Annotated in this window: 17 protein-coding genes, 1 pseudogene, 1 CRISPR repeat array and 1 riboswitch; of the genes and pseudogenes, 10 read left to right on the top strand and 8 right to left on the bottom strand. The window is 70.4% G+C overall.

What is annotated here, in order from left to right:
- The first annotated feature begins 609 nt into the window (after nt 1-609).
- Nucleotides 610-2,886, top strand: coding sequence for a phosphoribosylformylglycinamidine synthase subunit PurL (gene purL, locus BUE48_RS01565; RefSeq protein WP_012850699.1), 2,277 nt, complete (start codon nt 610-612; stop codon nt 2,884-2,886).
- A 650-nt stretch (nt 2,887-3,536) separates the two neighbouring features.
- Nucleotides 3,537-3,831: direct repeats of the CRISPR family, unit length 31 nt; unit sequence GCCCTCATCACCCCTCAGAGGGATCGCAACC.
- A 348-nt stretch (nt 3,832-4,179) separates the two neighbouring features.
- On the opposite strand, the pseudogene BUE48_RS24430 reads toward purL, so the two are convergent.
- Nucleotides 4,180-4,617, bottom strand: a pseudogene (locus tag BUE48_RS24430) (type II toxin-antitoxin system death-on-curing family toxin); the annotation flags it as partial.
- A gap of 309 nt (nt 4,618-4,926) precedes the next feature.
- On the opposite strand from BUE48_RS24430, the gene BUE48_RS01560 reads away from it, so the two are divergent.
- Complete coding sequence (locus BUE48_RS01560; RefSeq protein WP_041440545.1) at nt 4,927-5,586, top strand: HAD family hydrolase; 660 nt, start codon at nt 4,927-4,929, stop codon at nt 5,584-5,586.
- Here BUE48_RS01560 and BUE48_RS01555 read toward each other — a convergent pair.
- Nucleotides 5,567-6,835: an NsdA family TPR-like regulatory protein gene (locus tag BUE48_RS01555; protein WP_041439184.1), complete on the bottom strand. Its 1,269-nt coding sequence runs from the start codon at nt 6,833-6,835 to the stop codon at nt 5,567-5,569. The genes BUE48_RS01560 and BUE48_RS01555 overlap by 20 nt on opposite strands.
- A 514-nt stretch (nt 6,836-7,349) precedes the next feature.
- Between BUE48_RS01555 and BUE48_RS01550 the strand changes: the two genes are divergently transcribed.
- From BUE48_RS01550 to BUE48_RS01540, 3 genes are all read left to right on the top strand, one after another.
- The gene (locus tag BUE48_RS01550; RefSeq protein ID WP_012850696.1) at nt 7,350-7,673 is read left to right on the top strand and encodes a hypothetical protein; all 324 of its coding nucleotides are present in this window, start codon (nt 7,350-7,352) and stop codon (nt 7,671-7,673) included.
- Nucleotides 7,674-7,765: 92 nt separating this feature from the next.
- On the top strand, nt 7,766-7,942 hold the full coding sequence (locus BUE48_RS01545; protein WP_245536952.1) for a hypothetical protein: 177 nt from the start codon (nt 7,766-7,768) through the stop codon (nt 7,940-7,942).
- 120 nt (nt 7,943-8,062) lie between these two features.
- Nucleotides 8,063-8,203 (top strand): hypothetical protein, encoded by a 141-nt coding sequence (locus BUE48_RS01540; RefSeq protein ID WP_286988472.1) that lies wholly within the window; start codon nt 8,063-8,065, stop codon nt 8,201-8,203.
- 387 nt (nt 8,204-8,590) lie between these two features.
- Here BUE48_RS01540 and BUE48_RS01535 read toward each other — a convergent pair whose 3' ends face one another.
- The 3 genes from BUE48_RS01535 to BUE48_RS01525 all read right to left on the bottom strand — a co-directional run bounded on the left by BUE48_RS01535 (nt 8,591) and on the right by BUE48_RS01525 (nt 12,827).
- On the bottom strand, nt 8,591-9,544 hold the full coding sequence (locus tag BUE48_RS01535; RefSeq protein WP_012850693.1) for a coiled-coil domain-containing protein: 954 nt from the start codon (nt 9,542-9,544) through the stop codon (nt 8,591-8,593).
- 3 nt (nt 9,545-9,547) lie between these two features.
- Nucleotides 9,548-9,690, bottom strand: a riboswitch (cyclic di-AMP (ydaO/yuaA leader).
- Between the two features lie 177 nt (nt 9,691-9,867).
- The gene (locus BUE48_RS01530) at nt 9,868-11,055 is read right to left on the bottom strand and encodes a S8 family peptidase (RefSeq protein WP_286988471.1); all 1,188 of its coding nucleotides are present in this window, start codon (nt 11,053-11,055) and stop codon (nt 9,868-9,870) included.
- 131 nt (nt 11,056-11,186) lie between these two features.
- Entirely contained in the window at nt 11,187-12,827 is a 1,641-nt protein-coding gene (locus BUE48_RS01525) for a serine/threonine protein kinase (protein ID WP_286988469.1), read from the bottom strand.
- A 159-nt stretch (nt 12,828-12,986) separates the two neighbouring features.
- On the opposite strand from BUE48_RS01525, the gene BUE48_RS01520 reads away from it, so the two are divergent.
- Entirely contained in the window at nt 12,987-13,427 is a 441-nt protein-coding gene (locus BUE48_RS01520) for a sterol carrier family protein (protein WP_012850690.1), read from the top strand.
- Between the two features lie 11 nt (nt 13,428-13,438).
- Here the strand turns inward: BUE48_RS01520 and BUE48_RS01515 are convergent, their stop codons facing one another.
- Nucleotides 13,439-13,816, bottom strand: coding sequence for a DUF4190 domain-containing protein (locus BUE48_RS01515; protein WP_012850689.1), 378 nt, complete (start codon nt 13,814-13,816; stop codon nt 13,439-13,441).
- Between the two features lie 200 nt (nt 13,817-14,016).
- Between BUE48_RS01515 and purF the strand changes: the two genes are divergently transcribed.
- The 3 genes from purF to BUE48_RS01500 all read left to right on the top strand — a co-directional run bounded on the left by purF (nt 14,017) and on the right by BUE48_RS01500 (nt 17,374).
- The gene (purF, locus tag BUE48_RS01510) at nt 14,017-15,513 is read left to right on the top strand and encodes an amidophosphoribosyltransferase (protein ID WP_012850688.1); all 1,497 of its coding nucleotides are present in this window, start codon (nt 14,017-14,019) and stop codon (nt 15,511-15,513) included.
- Complete coding sequence (purM, locus tag BUE48_RS01505) at nt 15,510-16,553, top strand: phosphoribosylformylglycinamidine cyclo-ligase (RefSeq protein WP_286988466.1); 1,044 nt, start codon at nt 15,510-15,512, stop codon at nt 16,551-16,553. Before purF ends, purM begins: the two co-directional genes overlap by 4 nt.
- 134 nt (nt 16,554-16,687) lie before the next feature.
- Nucleotides 16,688-17,374, top strand: coding sequence for a SanA/YdcF family protein (locus BUE48_RS01500; RefSeq protein ID WP_281055099.1), 687 nt, complete (start codon nt 16,688-16,690; stop codon nt 17,372-17,374).
- Between the two features lie 125 nt (nt 17,375-17,499).
- Here BUE48_RS01500 and BUE48_RS01495 read toward each other — a convergent pair whose 3' ends face one another.
- Together BUE48_RS01495 and BUE48_RS01490 are read right to left on the bottom strand one after the other, a co-directional pair.
- Nucleotides 17,500-17,715 (bottom strand): DUF3073 domain-containing protein, encoded by a 216-nt coding sequence (locus BUE48_RS01495; protein ID WP_012850685.1) that lies wholly within the window; start codon nt 17,713-17,715, stop codon nt 17,500-17,502.
- A gap of 339 nt (nt 17,716-18,054) precedes the next feature.
- Nucleotides 18,055-19,143 carry a Glu/Leu/Phe/Val family dehydrogenase gene (locus BUE48_RS01490; protein ID WP_286988465.1) on the bottom strand — a complete coding sequence of 363 codons (1,089 nt, stop codon included), beginning with the start codon at nt 19,141-19,143 and terminating at the stop codon, nt 18,055-18,057.
- Nucleotides 19,144-19,339: 196 nt separating this feature from the next.
- On the opposite strand from BUE48_RS01490, the gene BUE48_RS01485 reads away from it, so the two are divergent.
- Nucleotides 19,340-20,353: a DUF8083 family protein gene (locus BUE48_RS01485; RefSeq protein WP_012850683.1), complete on the top strand. Its 1,014-nt coding sequence runs from the start codon at nt 19,340-19,342 to the stop codon at nt 20,351-20,353.
- The last annotated feature ends 177 nt before the right edge of the window (nt 20,354-20,530 follow it).

Here is a 20,530-nt window from a genome sequence, read left to right as displayed (position 1 = left end):
CCCGCACCGGCCGCGACGGAGCCCGGCCCCGGCGAGACCACGGCGACCGGTGAGCCGGCGACGCCCGGCCGCCCGGGGTCGACGCCTCCCACCGGCACGCCCGTCCCCCAGGAGACGGCCGCGGCGCCCGGCGAGCACCCACAGACCCCGGACGTGACACCGCCCACCGGCCCGGCCGCGGGCGCCCCCGCCTTCCCCGGGCAGGACACGCCCGTCCCGCCGGCCACGGCAACCGGGCCTCAGCCGGTCCAGGGCACGCCTCCCGCAGGCACTCCCATCCCACCGGCCACGGCGACGGGGCCCCAGCAGGTCCCGGGGACGCCCCCCGCGGGCACACCCGTTCCTCCGGCCGCGGGTTCCCAGCCCACCGGCGAACCCGCCTCACCGGGAACGCCTCCCGCAGGCACACCCGTCCCACCGGCCACGGCCACGGGACCCCAGCCGATCCAGGGGACACCTCCCACGGGCACGCCCACCCCACCGGCAGCGGGTTCCCAGCCCGTTCCGGACGCCGGTGAGCCCGCCTCCCAAGAGGCGGCCGGGCACGGTGGACGGTCCGGTGAGGAGCCGGGCGAGGGCGTCGCCTCCCCGGAGGCGGGGCTGGAGGCGTTGTCGGCCCTGGCCGCAGAGCAGACCGCGGCCGAGCCGCCGGTCGACTCGGTGGCGGTGGCGGAGCGGACGCCCGACCAGCGGCAGCCGTACGCCGAGCTGGGCATGACCGAGGAGGAGTACCGGCGGGTCCGCCAGATTCTGGGGCGCCGGCCCACCGCCGCCGAGCTGGCGATCTACTCGGTGATGTGGAGCGAGCACTGCTCCTACAAGAGTTCCAAGGTGCACCTGCGGCAGTTCGGCGAAAAAGCCCCCAAGAGCGATGCGCTGCTGGTCGGCATGGGCGAGAACGCCGGCGTGGTGGACGTCGGGCGCGGGCTCGCGGTCACCTTCAAGGTCGAATCCCACAACCACCCGTCCTATGTGGAGCCCTACCAGGGCGCGGCGACCGGAGTGGGCGGGATCGTCCGCGACATCCTGTCGATGGGCGCCCGGCCGATCGCGGTGATGGACTCGCTGCGGTTCGGGCCCGCCGACGCCCCCGACACCCAGCGGGTGCTGCCCGGCGTGGTCGCCGGCATCAGCGGCTACGGCAACTCCCTGGGGCTGCCCAACATCGGCGGGGAGACCGTCTTCGACCCCTGCTATGAGAAGAACCCGCTGGTGAACGCGCTGTGCGTGGGGGTGATGCGGCACGAGGACATCAAACGGGCCCACGCCCCCGGCCCCGGCAACAAGGTGATCCTGTTCGGCGCGGCCACCGGCCCGGACGGCATCGGCGGCGCCTCGGTGCTGGCCTCGGCGACCTTCGATGAGGAGTCGCAGGCCAAGCGGCCCAGCGTGCAGGTCGGCGACCCGTTCATGGAAAAGCTCCTCATCGAGTGCTGCATGGAGCTGTACCGCGAGGACCTCGTGGTCGGCATCCAGGACCTGGGCGCGGCCGGCGTCTCCTGCGCCACCACCGAGCTGGCGGCGGCCGGCACCGGCGGGATGCACATCGTGCTGGACGCGGTGCCGCTGCGGGACGCCACGCTGCGTCCCGAGGAGATCCTGATGAGCGAATCGCAGGAACGCATGATGGCCGTGGTCGAACCCGGCAAGGTCGACCGGTTCCTGCAGATCTGCGCCAAGTGGGAGATCCCCGCCACCGTGATCGGCGAGGTCACCGACACCGGGCGGCTGGTGATGACCTGGCGCGGCGAGGTGATCGTGGACATCCCGCCGGGCACCGCCGCCGACGAGGGGCCGGTCTATGAGCGGCCGTACGAGCCGCCCGCGGACCTGGCCTCGCTGCAGGCCGACACCCCCGGCCGGCTGGCCCGTCCCGCCACCGCCGAGGACCTGCGCAACACCGTGCTGTGGCTGGCGGCCTCCCCCAACCTGTCGTCCAAGACCTGGATCACCTCCCAGTACGACCGGTACGTGCTGGGCAACACGGTGCTGGCCATGCCCGAGGACGCCGGGGTGATCCGCCTGGACGAGGAAAGCGGCCTGGGCGTGGCGATCTCGCTGGACGGCAACGGCCGCTACACCCGGCTGGACCCGTACGCGGGGGCCCAGCTGGCGCTGTCGGAGGCGTACCGGAACGTGGCGGCCACCGGGGCGCGCCCGCTGGCGGTGACCAACTGCCTGAACTTCGGCTCCCCCGAAGACCCGGGCGTGATGTGGCAGTTCGCCCGGGCCGTGGAAGGGCTGGCCGACGCCTGCCAGGCGCTGGGCGTGCCGGTCACCGGCGGCAACGTCAGCTTCTACAACCAGACCGACGACCAGCCGATCAACCCGACCCCGGTGGTGGGGGTGCTGGGCGTGCACGACGACGTGCGCCGCCGGGTCGGCATGGCCTTCCCCGGCGAGGGGCACCTGCTGGTACTGCTGGGCGAGACCCGCGAGGAGTTCGGCGGCTCCGAATGGGCGCACGTGGTCTACGGCCACCTGGGCGGCCTGCCGCCGCTGGTGGACCTGGCCGCCGAACGGGCCCTGGCCTCGGTGCTGATCGCCGCGGCCCGCGAGGGCCTGCTGTCGGGGGCGCACGACATCTCCGACGGCGGCCTGTCCCAGGCCCTGGTGGAGTCCTGCCTGCGCGGCGGCCTGGGCTGCCGGATCACGCTGCCGGGCGACCCGTTCGTCACCCTCTTCAGCGAGTCCGTGGCCCGCGCCGTGGTGGCCGTCCGCCCCGGCGGCGAGGCCCGCCTGGCCAAGCTGTGCGAGGCCGCCGGCGTCCCGGCGACCCAGCTGGGCCGCGTCGGCGGCGACTCCTTCATCGTCGAGGGCCTGTTCTCCATCCCGCTGCACGAGCTGCGCGAGGCCCACGAACGCCTCCTGCCCAGCTACGCCTGAGCACGCCGAGCCTGAGCGCATCGTGAAGGCCCCGCCGAGCCCACCGCCCGGCGGGGCCTTCACTTCGACCCAAAAGACCGAGTCCTGTCAACCACCTGATCATGACCTGTACCGGAACCGGTCCCCCTACATAACCCGGCGTTCAAGCCTCGACGGTTCTCAACATCTCGCAGCGGATCATGACCTCATGTGCCCTCGTTGTGCCCTGCCGCTAGCGGGCCGGGGGACTTGCCAAGCCCTTCCGCCCCAAGGTCACCGACACCCGCTGATGCCGTTGGCCTGCTGGTGACGGCCGTTCGGACGCGCTGGCGTTCCCCGGCGTCGCCGCCAGGGTGGCCGTCACCGCCATCGGCGGGGATGGTCCGGAGTGCTCGTCCGCGCGGACGGGCAGCAGGTGGGACAGACGGTATCGCGCGGACGGGCGCTCCGGGGCGCAGGGGTCTGGGGGACGGCGCAGCTCCCCCAGAGGGGAGCTCGCTCAAGTCGGCGACACGATGCCTGCCGTCGGGCTACCGTGCTCGTGATGGTTCTCGCTCCCGTCGCGCTGGTTTGTGCGTTCTACCTGGGCGGATGCACAACCGGCGGTCCGCTGCAGAATCGGCTCGTATCCGGTGGGCTTCCGCCTCTGTAGCCTGCGGTTTTACTCTGGAGCCCTCATCACCCCTCAGAGGGATCGCAACCGAAGAACTGAAGTGGCAGGCCAAAGGGGAATCCAGGCCCTCATCACCCCTCAGAGGGATCGCAACCCCAGGTCTTGACAAATCAACAGGGAGACACATGACCAGCCCTCATCACCCCTCAGAGGGATCGCAACCTGGACGGCCGGCCGCTCACCCACGCCGTCCACATGCCCTCATCACCCCTCAGAGGGATCGCAACCTCATGCCGGTAGCGATGGTCGCCAAGCTACGCATGCCCTCATCACCCCTCAGAGGGATCACAGCATGGCCTCGGCAGCGCGAGTGATGTAGTCGTGGATTGCCTTATCGGTCCAGTGAGGGCCGCCGTGTTGTGGTGGGGATCCTGGTCAGCTTTGGGTGCTGTCCGGCCCGGCGGTTCGCCACCCGGCGACCGGCACTCACGCCGCATGCGCCGGGCGGCGGCACGCAGCGCCGCCGCTCTTGATCTCAGTAGGATGAATTCGGCAGAGTTGCGGGGTTAATGGGCACGAGTCTTCGTCAGGCGTCTGCAAGACGCCAGAGCAGATCGCGGTAATAAATCACAAACTGATCAACTGCGTTATCTATATCGTAGAAGTCTCGACTTCCAATTTCATCAAGCCTCGGACATTGCCTAATTTTTAACCTCCGGGATGCCAACCATAAAATTTTCCCTAGGATACCCGGTTTTAACAGAAAACCCACCCCTTCTAATCTTTATATAATTTTGATTGGGTACATCAAAGGTGCACCCATGACTTTCTAGTATTGCTCGAAGTTTGCGGAACTCTAGTGGAACATCTCCCGATTGCTTTGACGCCATCCGGCTTCTAAACCAGCCAGAAAGCGCTTGAACTTCAGCATCATCTGTCCGTTCAACATTTCCCAGGAGGGGAAAATTGTGAGCCACGACGGAAGTTACCATATCAAATAGCTCGTCCTCGGAGGTATTTACTAGATCGTAATTATTTCTTTCTAGTAGAATAAGGCTACTTACTAGGGCCGTGCGCTTGTTCCCGTTATCAAATGGGTGATTCATGGCGAGCCCATAGAAGAGTGTTGCCACTTTTTCACGGGGGCGCTCATATTTTTCTCTGCCACTAAACCCGGTATTCGGTCACTCAACCGCAGATATCAACCTTCCCACATCAAGAGGGTTACTGGAACCGAAGTCTTCATTGCCAAGAGCGCTGTTTGCAAGTCGCTTTCTAATTTGGAGAACTTCCTGAACTGTTAGCGGATGGAAAGGTGGGCCAGAATACCTAGTTCTTGCCATATGCAACCCCCGAAGATCTAGATGACGCACGAAATCATTACGTTCTCTGACTAGATGACACCTAGCGTGATGCCTAAATAGATTCCAACTATTAAGATGTTAGACATGATCCAGGCTGTTGTCTTCGATGTGGGCGAGTGTCTGGTTAATGAGACTCGGGAGTATGGGACCTGGGCGGACTGGCTGGGGGTGCCTCGGCATACGTTCTCGGCAGTGTTCGGGGCGGTGATCGCCCGGGGGCTGGACTATCGGGAGACGTTCCAGGTGTTCGTCCCTGGGTTTGACCTGACTGAGCAGCGGGAGAAGCGGGCAGCGGTGGGGCAGGCCGAGTGGTTTGGCGAGGATGACCTGTATCCGGATGCACGGCCGACGCTGGCTGCGCTGCGGGAGGCCGGCTTGTGGGTGGGGATCGCAGGGAATCAGACGGTGCGGGCGGGAGGCATCCTGCGGGAACTGAAGCTGCCGTGTGACATGTTGGCCACCTCCGATGACTGGGGGGTGGCCAAGCCGGATCCGGCGTTCTTCAAAGCTGTGGTGCGGGAGGCGCCGTGTGAGGCGGGGGAGATCTTGTATGTGGGGGATCGGCTGGACAACGACATCCGGCCTGCGGTGGCAGTGGGGTTGAAGACGGCGCTGATCCGCCGGGGTCCGTGGGGAATCATCCAGCAGGACGATCCGGATGCGGACCGGTTGCCGACGATGCGGATTGATTCCCTCACGGAGTTGCCCAGCAGAATCGCGGAGTTCAACGCTTCAGCGCGCTGAGGGTGGTCTGCCACCCGTACAGGCGGTCGTCTAGGCGGCGTACGCATTCGCGGTCGGCCCATGGTTCCAGGTCTCGGCGGACGCTGAGGATGCGGTCCATGCCGGTGGCATACCAGGTGCGGGTCAGGAGATCGAGGGCCTCTTCGGCGCGGGCGCATGCGGCCTCGGGGTTGCCTGCGGCTGCCTCGACGGCGGCCAAGTCTCCGAGAATGACACTACGCTGCTTGATGTCTGCGGCGGGGAGGCCCTCCAAGACCTTGGTGAGAGTTTCGCGGGCTTGGGGGATGTGGCCGGCTTTGAGTTCGGTGCTGCCTTTGAAAGCGGCCAGCCGGATGGGTGAGAACCAGTTGAACCAATCCGGTGAGGCGTGTTCGTTGCCTTCGGCGATGACCTCTTCTCCATGGGCGATCAGGCGCAAGGCCTCACGGGTGCGTCCGCAGCGGGTCTCGCACTCGGCTTCTACGGCATCCAGCCATGCGAGGAACTCGACGGATGCGGGGGCTCGGCGGACGTAGGTGCGGGCGGCGCGCATGCGCTCGGCGGCCTCGTCGCGGCGGCCTGCCCAACCGGGGACGAATGCGGCATGGGCCAAGATGGCGGCTCCTAGAAGGGAGTCGTCGGCCTCGCCTGCGGCTTGCAGGGCGCGGACGAAGGTCTGATCGGCCTCCTCGGGCTGGCGGAGGTCGAAGAACTCGATGCGTCCGGCCAACAGTAGGGACTCAGCCAGCGCAGTGGCCAGGACTCGGCGGGCTACTCCGGTGGTTTCAGCCAGCAGCTGTGTGCCCAAGCGGGTGTGTTCGACCACGGCGGGGTGCATCTGGGCTGGTTGGACGCTCCAGTACAAGCGGCGGTGGGCCACGGTGATGGCGGCATAGTCGGCTCCGATGGTGTCGGGCTGAACGGCGGCTGTGGCCTTCGGCAAGGGCAAGGCGGCTCCGCTGCCATGCTGGGCCGGCTGAGAGCTACTCGTGGGGAGCGTGCCTTCGGCCTGAGTGCCCCATGGCGGGGTGAAGCCAAGCTGCTCAATCGGCATTTGCAGTACGTGAACGATGAGCCGCTGGTGGTCGGCGCGGGGCCACGGCGGGTTGGCCGACTCCCAGCGTCGAACCTGCCGGACACTGACCTCGATGTGGCCAAGCCCCAATGTGGCCGCTGCCCGGGTGAGGGCGTCGGCGAACGCTTGCTGTGAGGCGTATCCAGCGTGCTGCCGGGCAGCTTTAAGCCGCGTGTTCCCTGCTGATCGAGCCATTGGGACATAACCTCCAGACGGTAGCTAACGACCTCAGATTAGCCTCAGAAGCACCTTTTGAAGGACTTTCTAGGCCCTTAGATCAGCATTCTAAGCCATAAAAGTCCCATCTAAGTCCTATTAGAGTCCTTCACCTGGCCTTTGAGGAAGTCCAAGCTAGGTTGCGCCACCTCGGATGGGCGACAGCACCTAGCGAGGGCGGATGAACGGCAGGCGAGCCACCACGGACCGTCTCAGCTGCCGTGGGCGGGGTCGGGAGTTGGTCTCCTCCAGCCGGGGCCTGCTCGCGGCGTGCAAGGGGTGATGACCCGGATCCGAGCTCCTGCCGTGTGCCGTGTTCGTGGTGCCTGCCTACCCGGCAGGTGGCAGCGGCGTGATGGACTGCGGAGTCGGTGGCATGCAAGGTGGCCGGGCCGGCACATTGTCCCTTCTCTGATCGCACCGCCCAGGGAAGGGAGGGCGGTCACACTGCGCGTCACCGGTCCCGCTCAAAGACAAGTCAGGAGCAGGGGTCGTGGGCTTTGATCGCAAGCAATTCGAGGCGGCGAACGTGACCGGGGCGTTCGGGCCTCGCCGAGTGCACCTGGCCGCGCTGGATGCCGAGCTGTGCCGGCGGCCCGGCCTGTTGTGCGGTCTGGTCGAACGGGATGGACTGCGGGTGCTGCGAGTCATGCTGGAGGGTGCGGCGCTGCGGGCCGTTGAGGTGGACTGCCGGGGAAAGCCCGGCGGGTGGGTGTTCACCTGCGCTGACACCGGAAAGCCACTCGGGGCGGTGGACGATCCAGCGGCGGTAGCCGACCGAGTGATCGACGTCCTGGCTGATCGGGTGGCCCGATGACTGCGGCGGCCACAAGCGCGAGTGGGCCGGCCTCTCCCGTTGGCCCTGCCCGTTCTTCCGGCCTGGTGGAGCCGGCGGCGGAGGACGTGGCGGTGCAGAAGTGGTACTTGCAGGCAGTGACCCGGGTGTACGGGCCGTGGACAGTGTCCAAGACGATCAGCGCTCGGGAACGGGCGCTGGCGATCCGGCGGGTCCGCTACGCCACCGACGTCCTGGCCGACCTGGAGGCGCGGTTTCCACGCGCGGAATCGAGGCGCGGATGGGAGTGAGCAGGGGTGCATGATCACAGCGGGGTGGTTCCGGTGACGCGGGAGTGCCCGCTGGTCTGCCTGGGCCTATCCCGCCACGCTGCCAACCCGTTGCGGTCCCACCTGAGAGGCAAGGTGACGGTGGGCGAGGTGCTGCGGCTGTGGGAAAACGACGAACTTCAAAACGTCCGCGGGCTGGGGCCGCGACGGATTGGGGAAATCACCACGGCATTGGTCGCAGCGGGGTTCGTGCTGACTCCCCATGGTCGCGGCCGTCGCTGACTCATCCGGCGCTGATCGTCTAGACCCGTGTGGGAGGTGCCGATCGAGCGATGCAGCGCGGATGTGGTGGAGCCGGAGTAGCCGAGGGCGCGCCTATCGGCGAGTGACCAGGTGGTCTTGATGGCCGGGCGCGGCGCTTTCAGCCCTCAATACGTCCGGACCGCCAGAGGCCTGCTGGGCCGGAGGAGTGGACATCCGTGCCCTGGCCGAAGTTTCTCGGGCATAGCCGATCCCGGCCTCACCCTGCGGACCTGCCCGCACCTGATGCCCCAACCGTGACCGCATGCGCCAGGCGACCGGACAAGGACCGGAAGACGATCGCGGGACGCCGAGTGCCCCGGATGTGTCCTCCGCGCAGGGAAGCGGCCCTGGTCAGGGTGGTCTCCCCTAGAAGACCGAGATGTGCACGTGGTCGTAGTGGTTCTGGGTGATGCTGCCGCGGTCGGACATCATCTTCCAGCCGCCGCTGCTGCGGACGTCCCAGATGCGCTGCTTCCAGATGATGTACTTGATGCCCAGGCGAGTGGCGTTCCTGATGGCGTAGGCGGCCACCGCGTCGCCGTGGGCCAGGCGGGAGGGAGAGGGCATCTGCCCGGCGGTGCTCTCCATGAAGTCGCAGGCACGGCCGGAGCCGTGGTCCAGCGGGTCGCCGGGGCGGGTGCAGCCGATCACCGGGAACGGGCCGAACTTCTCTTCGATCTCGTCCCGGACCTTGATCATGCGGGGGGTCATGCCGCCGGTGCCGACCATCGGGGATTCCGGCTTGTAGCGGCGCAGCAGCTGGCGGACCCGCTCGCGTTCCTTGGCGATGTCGGCGATTTCCTTCTCGAGGATCTTGATCTTCTTCTCGGCGTCCCGGCGGGCCCGCTCCTGCTGGGCCAGCAGGGTGTTGATCTCGGTGACCTTGGCCGCCTGGGTCACCGACAGGTGGTGGGCCAAGGATGCGTTGCTGAGCACCCGGTTGGGGTCGTCGCTGGCCAGGACCTGCACGGTCGGGTCCAGGCCGTTGCTCATGTAGCGGGAGGCGGCCAGCTGGGCGACCACGTCGCGGGCGGTCTCCAGGTCTCTGCGCAGCAGTTTGACCTTCAGCAGCGCTTTCTTGGCCTGCAGCCGGGTGTCGCGCAGTTGCTCGAGATTGCCCCCGTACTCCTTCTCCAGGTTCTTGATCTGCTGAGTCAGCTCAGCGATCTTCTGCTCGTTGCCCGGTTCGGCCGCCGCCGGAGACGTCGCCGTCGCGGAGGTCAGCACCAGCGCCCCGGCGGCCGCGGCGAGAGCCAGAGCCGCGCGGCGCAGCCCGCCGCGCACCCCGCGAGCACCACGAGTGGAGTCAGGGGTCTCCACGTCCTCTCCTCTCCTCATCGCCTACCGGGTTAGCTGACGGGTTCGGACCGGGAGCTCGGCCCTGTCGCGGCCTGGATAGGGCCGTGAGTTCACCCCAGGTCTAGGTGGGTCCCCGGTTCCCGGGCGCAGGAGGGCGCCACGGGATTCGGCCGACGGCGCACGGGCCGCTCGCCGCACGCCGAAAGGCTCGCGGACCGCAATGCGCCGTCATGCGCTTCGCCAAGATTAAACCCCTTGTGCATCGGAGGTGGCTATGGTCCCTATACGGCGCTCCCGGAACATCCGTTCAATCACAAAAGCCGAACCGGTCCGCGTGCGAGGGCTCACAGACGGCCTTTGTACAGCAGGCGGTTGGGAGTGCCCTTGCCGGCGGGCAGGCCGGTGACCCGGCCCTTGCTGGCGTTGTTGATCAGCCACTTGTACACCGTGGCGGACTTGGCGCGGGGGCGGCGGGACAGGTAGAGCGCCGCGGTGCCGGCCGCGAACGGGGCCGCCATGGACGTGCCGTCCAGCACCTTGCTGGAGCCGTTGCGCCAGGTGGAGCGGATGCCCTGGCCGGGGGCGTGCAGGTCCACGCACTTGCCGAAGTTGGACCAGGGGGTCCGCTTGTCGCCGGGGGCGATCGCACCCACCGCGATGACGTTGGGGGCGCCGGACGGGGAGAAGCGGCAGGCGTCGTATCCGCGGCTGGCGCCGTCGCCGTTGCCCGCCGCGACGATCACGGGCACGCCCGAGCGGGCCAGCGCGGCGACCGCGTCGTTGGCCGCCTTGGAGCGGCTGCCGACCAGCGACAGGTTCGCCACCGCGGGCTTTTGGGCGTTCTTGCGCAGCCACTTCACCGCGGCGATGACGTCCGACATCATGCCCTGGCCGTAGCGGTCCAGCACCCGCAGCGAACGCAGCTGCACGCCCTTGGCCACGCCGTAGTGCTTGGCGCCGATGATGCCCGCCACGTGGGTGCCGTGCCCGTTCTGGTCGCGGTGGTTGCCCTTGAAGCGGGGGGCGGCCCACACGCTGCGCGCCCGCTTGCCGAACTGCTTGTGCTTGATCTTGATGCCGGTGTCGATGACGTAGACGCGCACGCCCTTGCCGGTGGATTTGTAGGTGTAGCTCTTGGAGAGCTTGGGGACGCGCTGGTCGATGCGGTCCAGGCCCCACGGCAGCGGGGCGCGCTGCACCGCGCCGATCCTGACGATCTGGTCCTGCTCGATGGCGGCGACCTTGTCGCTGCGCCGCAGCTTGTCGAGCTGCTCGGCGGTGAGCTTGGCGGAAAAGCCGTTGAGCACCCCGTCGAAGCGCCGCACCCCGGTGGCGCGGATCCGGCCGGCCTCGGCGGCGGTGGAGGCGCCCGGCTTCAGCGTCACGATGTACTGGCCCGGGACGGGCGTGCCGTTCGCGGCGACCTGCACCAGCACCGGCTCCGGCTTGGCCAGCAGCGGCACCGCCGTCGCGACTGCGACACCGGTGGCAAGTGTGGTGATGAGCAGCACCTTCGGCCCGGTGACTCGCACAGAGAACTCCTTCGGGAGGGGGGAGGCCGCCTATCGCGGCCCGAAGAGAGGCACGAGTGACAGAAGGTAACCGTAGTGGATGCAAGCGCATTTTCGGCGCCGAATCCTGACATGCCCAGTGGGCCGTGCGGTCACTGCCTGGTCAGGTCGGCCCGGTAGCTCAGCGACGTGCCGGGTTTGGCCCAGGCGTAGTCCAGCCCGCCGCCCGGCTTGCGCGTCACCACCACCTCCCCCGGCGTGACCGTCTTGCAGCCGGGGTTGGGCCGCAGCGACATCTCCAGGCGGACGCCGGTGCCGCGGGTCAGGGTCAGCGTGCAGACGCAGTTGCGCGGGTAGACCGCCCGCGCCGTGGTCTCCCCGCCGCGGAAGGTCACCCGGATGGGGAAGGTCGCGTTGCGCCGCTGGTTGATCGCCGTGCCCTGCCAGGTGCCCTCGAAGGCCTCCGGGACGCTGGTGACCGGGCGGTTGTCGGCGGCCGGGCGGCTAGCCCCCGCCGAGCCGCCGGTCTTGCCGGAGGAGTCGCGCAGCTGCGGCCACAGCACCAGCACGATGATCGCGGCCCCGGCCAGCACCCCCACCGCCAGCGACACCAGCACGCCCAGCGGCCGGTTGGCCCGGCTCGGCGACCTGGCCGGCGGCGGCTCGGGCCGGCTCATCTGCGCCGGTGCCGGGGTCTGCCAGGCCTCCTCCGGCCAGGGCGGGGCGGACTGCTGCGCGGTCGCCGTCCGCTCCCCGAAGGCGCCGAGCTGCGGGTAGACGGCGGTCTCCGCCTGCGCGGAACGCGGGGCGGGCGCTTCGCCGGACGGCGTCACGATCTGCGTGGGGGCCTCCACCGGATCATCGAAGCCCGGCACCGGGTTCTGCGGCCACGGCTCGGCGGCGGCCACCACCGGCCCCGGACGCGGCGGGCGTTCGGCGGCCAGCTCCCGGGCCTCGGCGATCATGGGCTGGGGCATGCCGGCCACCATGCTCTCCTGGCCCAGCAGCCAGTCGAGCACCTGCCGGGCGGTGGGACGGGCGGCGGGGTCCTTGGCCAGCGCCCCGGCCACGATGCCGCGCAGCGACGGCGGCAGCTCCTCCAGGGGCGGTTCCTCGTGCAGGATCCGCCGCATCACCTCCGGCGCCGGGCCCTCGCCGAACGGCGCCCGGCCGCAGGCGGCGAACAGCATGACCGCGCCCCAGGCGAACACGTCCGCGGCCGGCCCGGCCTCCGCGCCGTCCAGCTGCTCGGGCGCCAGGTAGGCGGGGGTGCCGGGGGGCGGGGTCAGGCCGCCCGCCCGCAGCGCCCGCACGATGCCGTAGTCGGTCACCCGGGGGCCGTCGGCGCCCAGCAGCACGTCGGCGGGTTTGAAGGCCAGGTGCACCAGCCCGGCCCGGTGCACGGCGGCCAGCGCGGCGGCCGTGCCGACCGCCAGCCGTTCCAGCATGCCCCGGCCGCGCGGCCCCTCGGCGGCGACCAGTTCCTGCAGCGAAGGCCCGGCCACGTACTCGCCGACCAGGTAGGGCCTCTCGTCGGCGACGCCGACCTGCCGCACGGCCGCGGTGCAGCAGGTGTCGATCCGCGTGAGCGCCTCCAGCTCGCGCAGCAGCCGGGCATGCGCCAACGGGTCACCGCCGAGCCTGGCGTGCAGGAGTTTCACCGCCAGCCGCCCGCCGCCCGGCCCGCGGCCCAGGAAGACCACGCCCTGCGCGCCCTGCCCGATCCGGCCGAGGAGGCGGTGGCCGCCGATCCGTTCGGGATCGTTGGGGTCCAGCGGCCGGGCCTGAGGCATCGGTAGACCTCCGTGCATAACTCTCCGCCATGTGGGCGACTGCCCCGCATGCCCCTGCTTCGGCTGGCTCCCCCATGCCAGCGACCCGTCCCTTTTTACCGCCTGACCCGCGGCCGGGGACGCAGAGCATCGAACGTACTGCCGGTAACGTCGATGTCGATGTCCCGATCACCTCTCAGCCGCGCCGTGCTGAACGAACAGCTCGCCGCGCTCGGCCGCCCCCCGTATGAGGGCCCGGACGATCCCGCGGCGCTGCGCCTGGCCTGCCCGGAGGCGGTGCTGGGCGCCTTGGACGCCGGCCTGGAGCCCGCCCGGCCCGTGCTGCGGGGCGCCGTGCGCGCCCTCCTGGACCGGCTGGCGGCGGCCGCCCCCGGCCGGTCGGTGGAGGTCCGGGTCCCACCGTACGCCGCCGTGCAGTGCGTGGCGGGCCCTCGGCACACTCGTGGGACGCCGCCCAACGTGGTGGAGATGGACGCCGTCACCTGGGTGTGCCTGGCCACAGGCCGGCTGGGCTGGCAGGAGGCGGTCGCGGCGGGGCGGGTGCACGCCAGCGGCCCCCGTTCGGACCTGTCGGCGCTGCTGCCGGTGCTCGCGCCGTGAGGCCGGCGGGCTCAGCGGCCCTCTAGGGACGACTGGGAGCGGGCGAAGGGGAACTCCTGCTCGATGCAGCGCTGCCGGTCCAGCTCGGTGGGGTAGCGGTCCACGTCGGCGCAGCGGGCGGCCTTGGTGAGCATCCAGTACAGCCCCAGCGCCCCCACCAGCAAGGTGACCAGGCACACGGCGATGCCCGCGACGGCGAGCCCGCGGGTGCCGCCGCGGTGGGCCGCCACGATGCCCAGCACCAGCCCGGCCATCGCCATCACCAGGCCGCTGCCGCACAGCAGCAGCGCCGGCAGCCCCACCAGGCCGAGGACGAGCGAGGTCATGGCCATGCCGTCGCGGCTCTGCCGGGCGGGGGCCTGGGAGCGCTGGTAGCCGGGGACGGTCATGGCGGGAACCTCCAGGAGCCGCGACGTGGGCGGACACACGTCGTATCCCAGCTTCCCGCCCCCCGGCCATGCGCGCCGCGCGCGCAGGTAAAGGTCACGCCCAGGGTGGGCAAACAACGGCCGCCGCGCGGCGGGGCCGCCGCCGCTTCGCCGGCCGCCTCGGCGACAGAGCAGCCGAATCGGGCATCTAGACTGGCCGCGTGACTCAAGGTGACGGACGACTGAGCCACGACCTGGACCCCCACGACCGCGGCCCGCAGGACGCCTGCGGGGTCTTCGGCGTGTGGGTCCCCGCGGACGAGGCGACCCGGGCGGAGGTGAGCAAGCTCACCTACTACGGCCTGTACGCCCTGCAGCATCGGGGGCAGGAGTCGGCCGGCATCGCGGTCAGCGACGGGGCCCGCATCGTGGTGTTCAAGGACATGGGCCTGGTGGCGCAGGTCTTCGACGAGTCGGTACTGAACACCCTGCGCGGGCACGTTTCGGTCGGGCACTGCCGCTACTCCACGACCGGCTCGCCGACCTGGGAGAACGCCCAGCCGACGTTCCGGTCCTCCAGCGACGGCAGCCTGGCCCTCACCCACAACGGCAACCTGATCAACACTCCGGAGCTGGCCGCGAAGCTGGACCCGGGGGAGTTGGCCGGCACCTCCGACACCGAGGTCCTCACCGCGCTGCTGGCCTCCCGGGGCGGGCCGGGCACCGGCACGTTCGAGGCGGCGCTGCAGGTGCTGCCGACGGTGCGCGGCGCCTACTCGCTGGTCTTCATGGACGAGCGCACCCTGTATGCGGCGCGCGACCCGCAGGGCATCCGGCCGCTGGTGCTGGGCCGGCTGCCGGTGGCCGGGCACGCCGGGCACGGCGGCCAGATCCGCCAGGGCTGGGCGGTGGCCTCGGAGACCGCGGCGCTGGACATCGTGGGCGCCCAGTTCGTCCGGGAGATCGAGCCCGGTGAGCTGCTGGCCATCGACGAAGGCGGGCTGCGCTCGCAGCGCTTCGCCGAGGCCGACCCCAAGGGCTGCCTGTTCGAGTACGTGTACCTGGCTCGTCCCGACACCACCATCGCCGGCCGCAACGTGCACTCCACCCGGGTGGAGGTGGGCCGGCTGCTGGCCCGCGAGCACCCGGCCGACGCCGACCTGGTGATCCCCACCCCCGAGTCGGGCACCCCGGCGGCGATCGGGTACGCCGAGGCCTCCGGCATCCCCTACGGCCAGGGGCTGGTGAAGAACTCCTATGTCGGCCGGACGTTCATCCAGCCGTCCCAGACCATCCGCCAGCGCGGCATCCGGCTGAAGCTGAACCCGCTGCGCGAGGCGATCGCCGGCAAGCGGTTGGTGGTGGTGGACGATTCGATCGTGCGCGGCAACACCCAGCGGGCGATCGTGTCCATGCTGCGCGAGGCCGGCGCCGCCGAGGTGCACGTGCGGATCTCCAGCCCGCCGGTGGCCTGGCCGTGCTTTTACGGCATCGACTTCGCCACCCGCGCCGAGCTGATCGCCGGGAGCCTGAACGTGGAGGAGATCCGCGCCTCGCTGGGCGCCGACTCCCTCGGCTTCATCTCGCTGGAGGCGTTGATCTCCGCCACCCGCCTGCCCGCGCGGCGGTTGTGCCGGGCCTGTTTCGACGGCGAGTACCCGATCCCGGTCGAGGAGGACGCCCGCGGCAAGTACCTCCTCGAGGGGGCGGGCAAATGACCGCGGCCCAGCGGCCGGTCAGCTACGAGGCCGCCGGGGTCGACATCGCGGCCGGCGAGCGCGCCGTGGAGCTGATGAAGGCGAGCCTGGCCAAGGCGCGCCGCCCGGAGGTCGTCGAGGACGCCAGCGGGTTCGCCGGGCTGTTCGACGCCTCGGCGCTGCTGCGGTACCGGCGTCCGCTGCTGGCGACCTCCACCGACGGGGTCGGCACCAAGGTGGACCTGGCCCGCCGGCTGGGCGTCTACGACACCATCGGACGCGACCTGGTCGCCATGGTGGTGGACGACCTGGCGGTGTGCGGGGCCGAGCCGCTGTTCATGACCGACTACATCGCCTGCGGCAAGGTGGTGCCGGAGCGGATCGCCACGATCGTCTCCGGGATCGCCGAGGGCTGCGCGCTGGCCGGGTGCGCCCTGGTGGGCGGGGAGACCGCCGAGCATCCCGGGCTGCTGGAGCCGGACGAGTTCGACCTGGCGGGGGCGGCCACCGGGGTGGTGGAGGCCGACGAGATGCTCGGCCCCGACCGGGTGCGGCCCGGGGACGCGGTGCTGGCGATGGCCTCCTCCGGCATCCACTCCAACGGGTATTCGCTGGTCCGTCACGTGCTGCGGATCAGCGACCTGGAGCTGGACGGCGAAGTGGCCGAGCTGGGACGCCCGCTGGGCGAGGAGCTGCTGACGCCCACCCGCATCTACGCCCGGGACTGCCTGGCGCTGGCCCGCGCGGGCGGCGTCCGCGCGTTCGCCCACATCACCGGGGGCGGGCTGGCCGCCAATCTGGCCCGTTCGCTGCCGGGCGGGGTGGACGCCCATCTGCGGCGCTCGTCCTGGACGCCGCCGCCGATCTTCACGGTGCTGCAGGAGCACGGCAAGATCCCGCAGCCGGAGATGGACAAGACCTTCAACCTGGGCGTCGGCATGGTCGCCGTGGTCGCCCCGGACGCCGCCGACGCGGCGTTGCGCCTGCTGCAGGAGCGGGGCGTGCCCGCCTGGGTGCTGGGCGAGATCACCACCGGCACCGGCGCCGTTCACCTGGTCTGACCCGCCCGGCTCCGCGCCGCGTCCCGTCTTCCGGCATGTGAATCTTGGGCCGTCCCGAGGCCGGGACGAGGCGGGCGCCGGCGGCGGCCGCAAAAGGTCAGAACCCGGGCGGGCGGGGAGTCGTCCCAGTGATCGTGACCATCGTGCGACGGGTATGGGCGGCCGTGCGGGCACGGCGGCTGGCCGGTCCGGGTGCCGTGGCCCTGGCGCTGGCGGGTTATGCGGCGCTGCTGCCCACCGGGTGGTTCTATGCCGGCACGGCGCCGCACCGGGCGTCGGTGACGACGGTGGAGGCGGCGCCGGTGGCGCTGGTGCTGGGGGCGGCGGCCTGGGGGGATGCGCCGTCGCCCTTCCTGGCGGGCCGGCTGGATGCGGCGGCCGAGCTGTACCGGGCGGGCAAGGTCCGGGCGATCCTGGTGACCGGGGACAACAGCCGGGAAGGCTATGACGAGCCCACCGTGATGTGGAACTACCTCACGGCCAAGGGGATCCCCGGGCACAAGGTGGTCCGCGACTACGCGGGCTTCGACACCTGGGACTCCTGCGTCCGGGCCAAGCGGATCTTCGGGGTGGAGCGGGCGATCGTCGTCACCCAGACGTTCCACCTGCCGCGCGCCGTGGCGCTGTGCCGGGCGGCGGGCCTGGAGGCCACCGGGGTGGGCCACGACAGCATGGCCACCGCCGCGCTCCCGACCTGCTATGGCTACTTTCGCGAGACGCTGGCGTCCCTCAAGGCGGTCGTCGATATCGCCACCGGACGGCAGCCGCGGTTCCTGGGTCCTCAGGAGCCCGGTGTGCGGCGGGCACTGCAGAGCCCGTGACGGGCGTCCCCGGGAAGCCCCCGGGTCATGGCCGTCTGAAGGATGTGAGCCGGACCTCTATGTGACAAACGCCGCTGCCCCGCTCTGACGGCGGAGCAGCGGCGGGAAGTCATGCGACCGGCGGCTCAGCGCCCCGACTTGTCGTCCTCGCCGTCGTCATCGTCGTCGGCGTAGTCGGCGTATTTCTTGGCGAGGTCCTCGTAGGAGTCTTCATAGGGGTCGCGGCTCGGCGAAGAGACTCCCAGCTCCTCCTTCAGGCGGTCGAGATCCGTGCCGCCGGTGTTGTACTTCAACCGACGGGCAACCTTTACCTGCTTGGCCTTGGCTCGGCCGCGCCCCATGGCTCGACCCCCTCGATGGTCAGGACCTTATGTCCCATCTACGCTCGCGTACGCCACACGCGCTGACGCAACCTCACTCTTACGTCAGCTACTACGGATACAACCGTACCCGTTTTGCGCCCAGCTCGGTACGTGGTCTGTACGGTGGCACGCTCGCTCGGCGGCCTCCAGTGTAACCAGTGGCCGCAACCGCACCCACCGAGGTCCCGGCGCTTCGGCCGCCGCGGGCGCATGCGGAGCGCGCACAGGCCGCAGGCGAGCCGTGCACGACGCGCAATTGCGCCTTGTACACGGATCGCATACGGGCCTTGCCCGCAGGCGCCCGCGGCGGCCGTGCCTTCAGCCGCCCAGCCAGATGCCGCGCAGGCGGCCGATGGCGGTCATGCGGCGCTCGGCCAGCCGGTCGGCCGCCACCGCCGGGGGCACCCCCTCCTCGGCGGCCAGCGCGAAGATCCGCTTGGTGGTGTCGAAGATCTGCGCCGCCTTGGCCTTGGCGCGCTCGAAGTCGAAGCCGGTGATCTCGTCGGCGACCTGGATCACGCCCCCGGCGTTGACCACGTAGTCGGGGGCGTAGAGGATGCCGCGGTCGGCCAGGCGCTTTTCCACCCCCGGATGGGCGAGCTGGTTGTTGGCGGCGCCGCACACCACCTTGGCGCGCAGCAGGGGCACGGTCTCGTCGCTCAGCGCGCCGCCCAGCGCGCACGGCGAGTAGACGTCCAGGTCGGCCCGGATGAGGGCGTCGCGGTCGGCGACGACCTCGACCTCGGGCCAGCGGCCGCGCACCCGGTCGACCGCGGCCCGGTCGACGTCGCAGATGACCACTTCGGCGCCGTCCTCGCGCAGGTGCTCCACCAGGCGGCGGCCGACCTTGCCCACGCCTTCGATGCCGACCCGCCGGCCGCGCAGGGTGGGGCTGCCCCAGGTCGCCTCGGCCGCCGCCCGCATGCCCTGGAAGACCCCGAAGGCGGTCAGCACGGAAGAATCCCCGGCCCCGCCGTTGGCGACGGTGCGCCCGGTGACGTAGCGGCTCTCGCGGGCGACCACGTCCATGTCCTCGCTGTAGGTGCCGACGTCGCAGGCGGTGTAGTAGCGGCCGCCCAGCGACTGCACGAACCGGCCGTAGGCGCGCAGCAGCGCCTCGGACTTGTCGGTGGCCGGGTCGCCGATGATGACCGCCTTGCCGCCGCCGTGGTCCAGCCCGGCCAGGGCGTTCTTGTAGGCCATGGCCTTGGACAGGTTGAGCACGTCGGCGAGCGCCTCGTCCTCGGAGGCGTACGGGTAGAAGCGGGTGCCGCCCAGCGCGGGGCCGAGCGCGGTGGAGTAGATCGCGATGATGGCGCGCAGGCCGCTGGCCTCGTCCTGGCAGAAGACGACCTGCTCGTGGGGGGATCCGGTGCCCTTGTGGGGCGCCCCGAAGACATTGGTCACGGTAGTGACTCCTTTCTGCCTCGGGATCAGCCTAGGGCGGCGGAGGGCGGCTGGGGAGGGCCGCGCCCGAGCTCGCCGCACGGATGCCGGAGATGTTCCCAAGTGGGGTTTTCCGCGGCCGGCCGTCGGTGACATCACGCCGCCGTTGCTCCGCAACGCGGGGATTTCGGCGGGGACGGCGTGACACGATGCGGAAGTGTTGCCCTACGCCGCCTACCTCCGGGTCTATGAGCCCGTGACCGCCTTCCCCGAGCCGCTGCGGTCGCTGTGGGCCGCTTATGCCGAGTCGGGCCGGCGCCCCCGGCGGGCGCAGGCGCTGGCGGCCGAGCACGGTGAGGCCGTGCGGCGGTTGGTGTCCGTGCCGCCGGTGGTGGCGCCGGATTCCGAAAGCAGGCACGCCTACGTGCGCCGGGCCGGGGGGATCACCTACATCTGCCCCTGGGAGACCCGGCTGCGCTCCTGGCTGGCCTTCGCCCGCTTCCGCGCCGGGCTGCCGCCGGGGGTGTCGGCCGCGTTCGTCCCGGAGGGGCAGGCGGAGCGGATCACGGGGGAGTTCGAGCGGTGGAAGGCGAGCGGGCACTCGCTGCGGCCGCACATCCTGTCGAGCACCTGGCACGTGCCGCTGTCGTGGTTCGTGCCGTTCGACCCGGCGGAGCGCTGCCTGCTCCTCGGCGATCGGGATCCCGGCGGAGGCAACGGCGCCCCCAACGGGCTGAACGGGCGGCACAGCGGCGCCGAGGGGCATCCGGGAGAGGGAACCTTCCCGGCCCGCTTTGAGGATCCTGTGGGGCTGCGTGGACCCGCCGGGGCCTGGGCCGCCGACGCCGGGGGCGCCGGACGGGACCGCCCGGCCGCGGGCTCGTCGATGCGCACGCTGATCTACGTGACCTCCATGCGCGAGGCGCGGCGCCGGCTGGAGCGGGCGCAGCGGCTGATCGCCACCGGCCCCGAGGGCGGGCCGGAGCCGGCCGAGCTGGAGGCCGTCGCCCGGCATCTGGCCGCCTTCCATGCGGCCGCGCTGGTGGAGCTGGACTACGGCGGGCTGGTGCACCTGATCGACGACCGGCGGCTGCGGGCCGATGAGTCGGTGCACGAGATGGCGGTGGCGCTGGCCGCGCTGGAGCGGGGCGAGCCGGAGCTGGCGGTGGCGATGTACCAGCGGCTGGGGGCCCGCTGGCGGCCGGTGCGGGCGCTCGAATCCGCGAACTGACCAAAATTCCTAAATCCGCGGGCGATGCGACCATACGTGTCGCTAGAATCACGCAGCGTGATGCAGTCACCACGAACACACAGTTGTCGCCAGGGACTTGATTGTGGCGCTCTGTGGTGGCAGGGTTACACCTTGTGATGTCATAGTGGCTCTTTCGGGCCATAGAGGACATCGGTG

It is taken from the genome of Thermomonospora sp. CIF 1, assembly GCF_001896795.1.
GTDB classification, from domain to species: Bacteria; Actinomycetota; Actinomycetes; order Streptosporangiales; family Streptosporangiaceae; genus Thermomonospora; species Thermomonospora curvata.
This window is presented reverse-complemented; position numbering and strand designations above follow the sequence as displayed.

Coding starts and splice junctions, on each gene's coding strand:
- BUE48_RS01515 (WP_012850689.1), bottom strand. CDS start 13,816: ATGACCGTCCCCGGCTACCAGCGCTCCCAGGCCCCCGCCCGGCAGAGC.
- BUE48_RS01555 (WP_041439184.1), bottom strand. CDS start 6,835: ATGGCTCGATCAGCAGGGAACACGCGGCTTAAAGCTGCCCGGCAGCAC.
- BUE48_RS01520 (WP_012850690.1), top strand. CDS start 12,987: ATGTCCCGATCACCTCTCAGCCGCGCCGTGCTGAACGAACAGCTCGCC.
- BUE48_RS01525 (WP_286988469.1), bottom strand. CDS start 12,827: ATGCCTCAGGCCCGGCCGCTGGACCCCAACGATCCCGAACGGATCGGC.
- purM (WP_286988466.1), top strand. CDS start 15,510: ATGACCGCGGCCCAGCGGCCGGTCAGCTACGAGGCCGCCGGGGTCGAC.
- BUE48_RS01495 (WP_012850685.1), bottom strand. CDS start 17,715: ATGGGGCGCGGCCGAGCCAAGGCCAAGCAGGTAAAGGTTGCCCGTCGG.
- BUE48_RS01560 (WP_041440545.1), top strand. CDS start 4,927: ATGATCCAGGCTGTTGTCTTCGATGTGGGCGAGTGTCTGGTTAATGAG.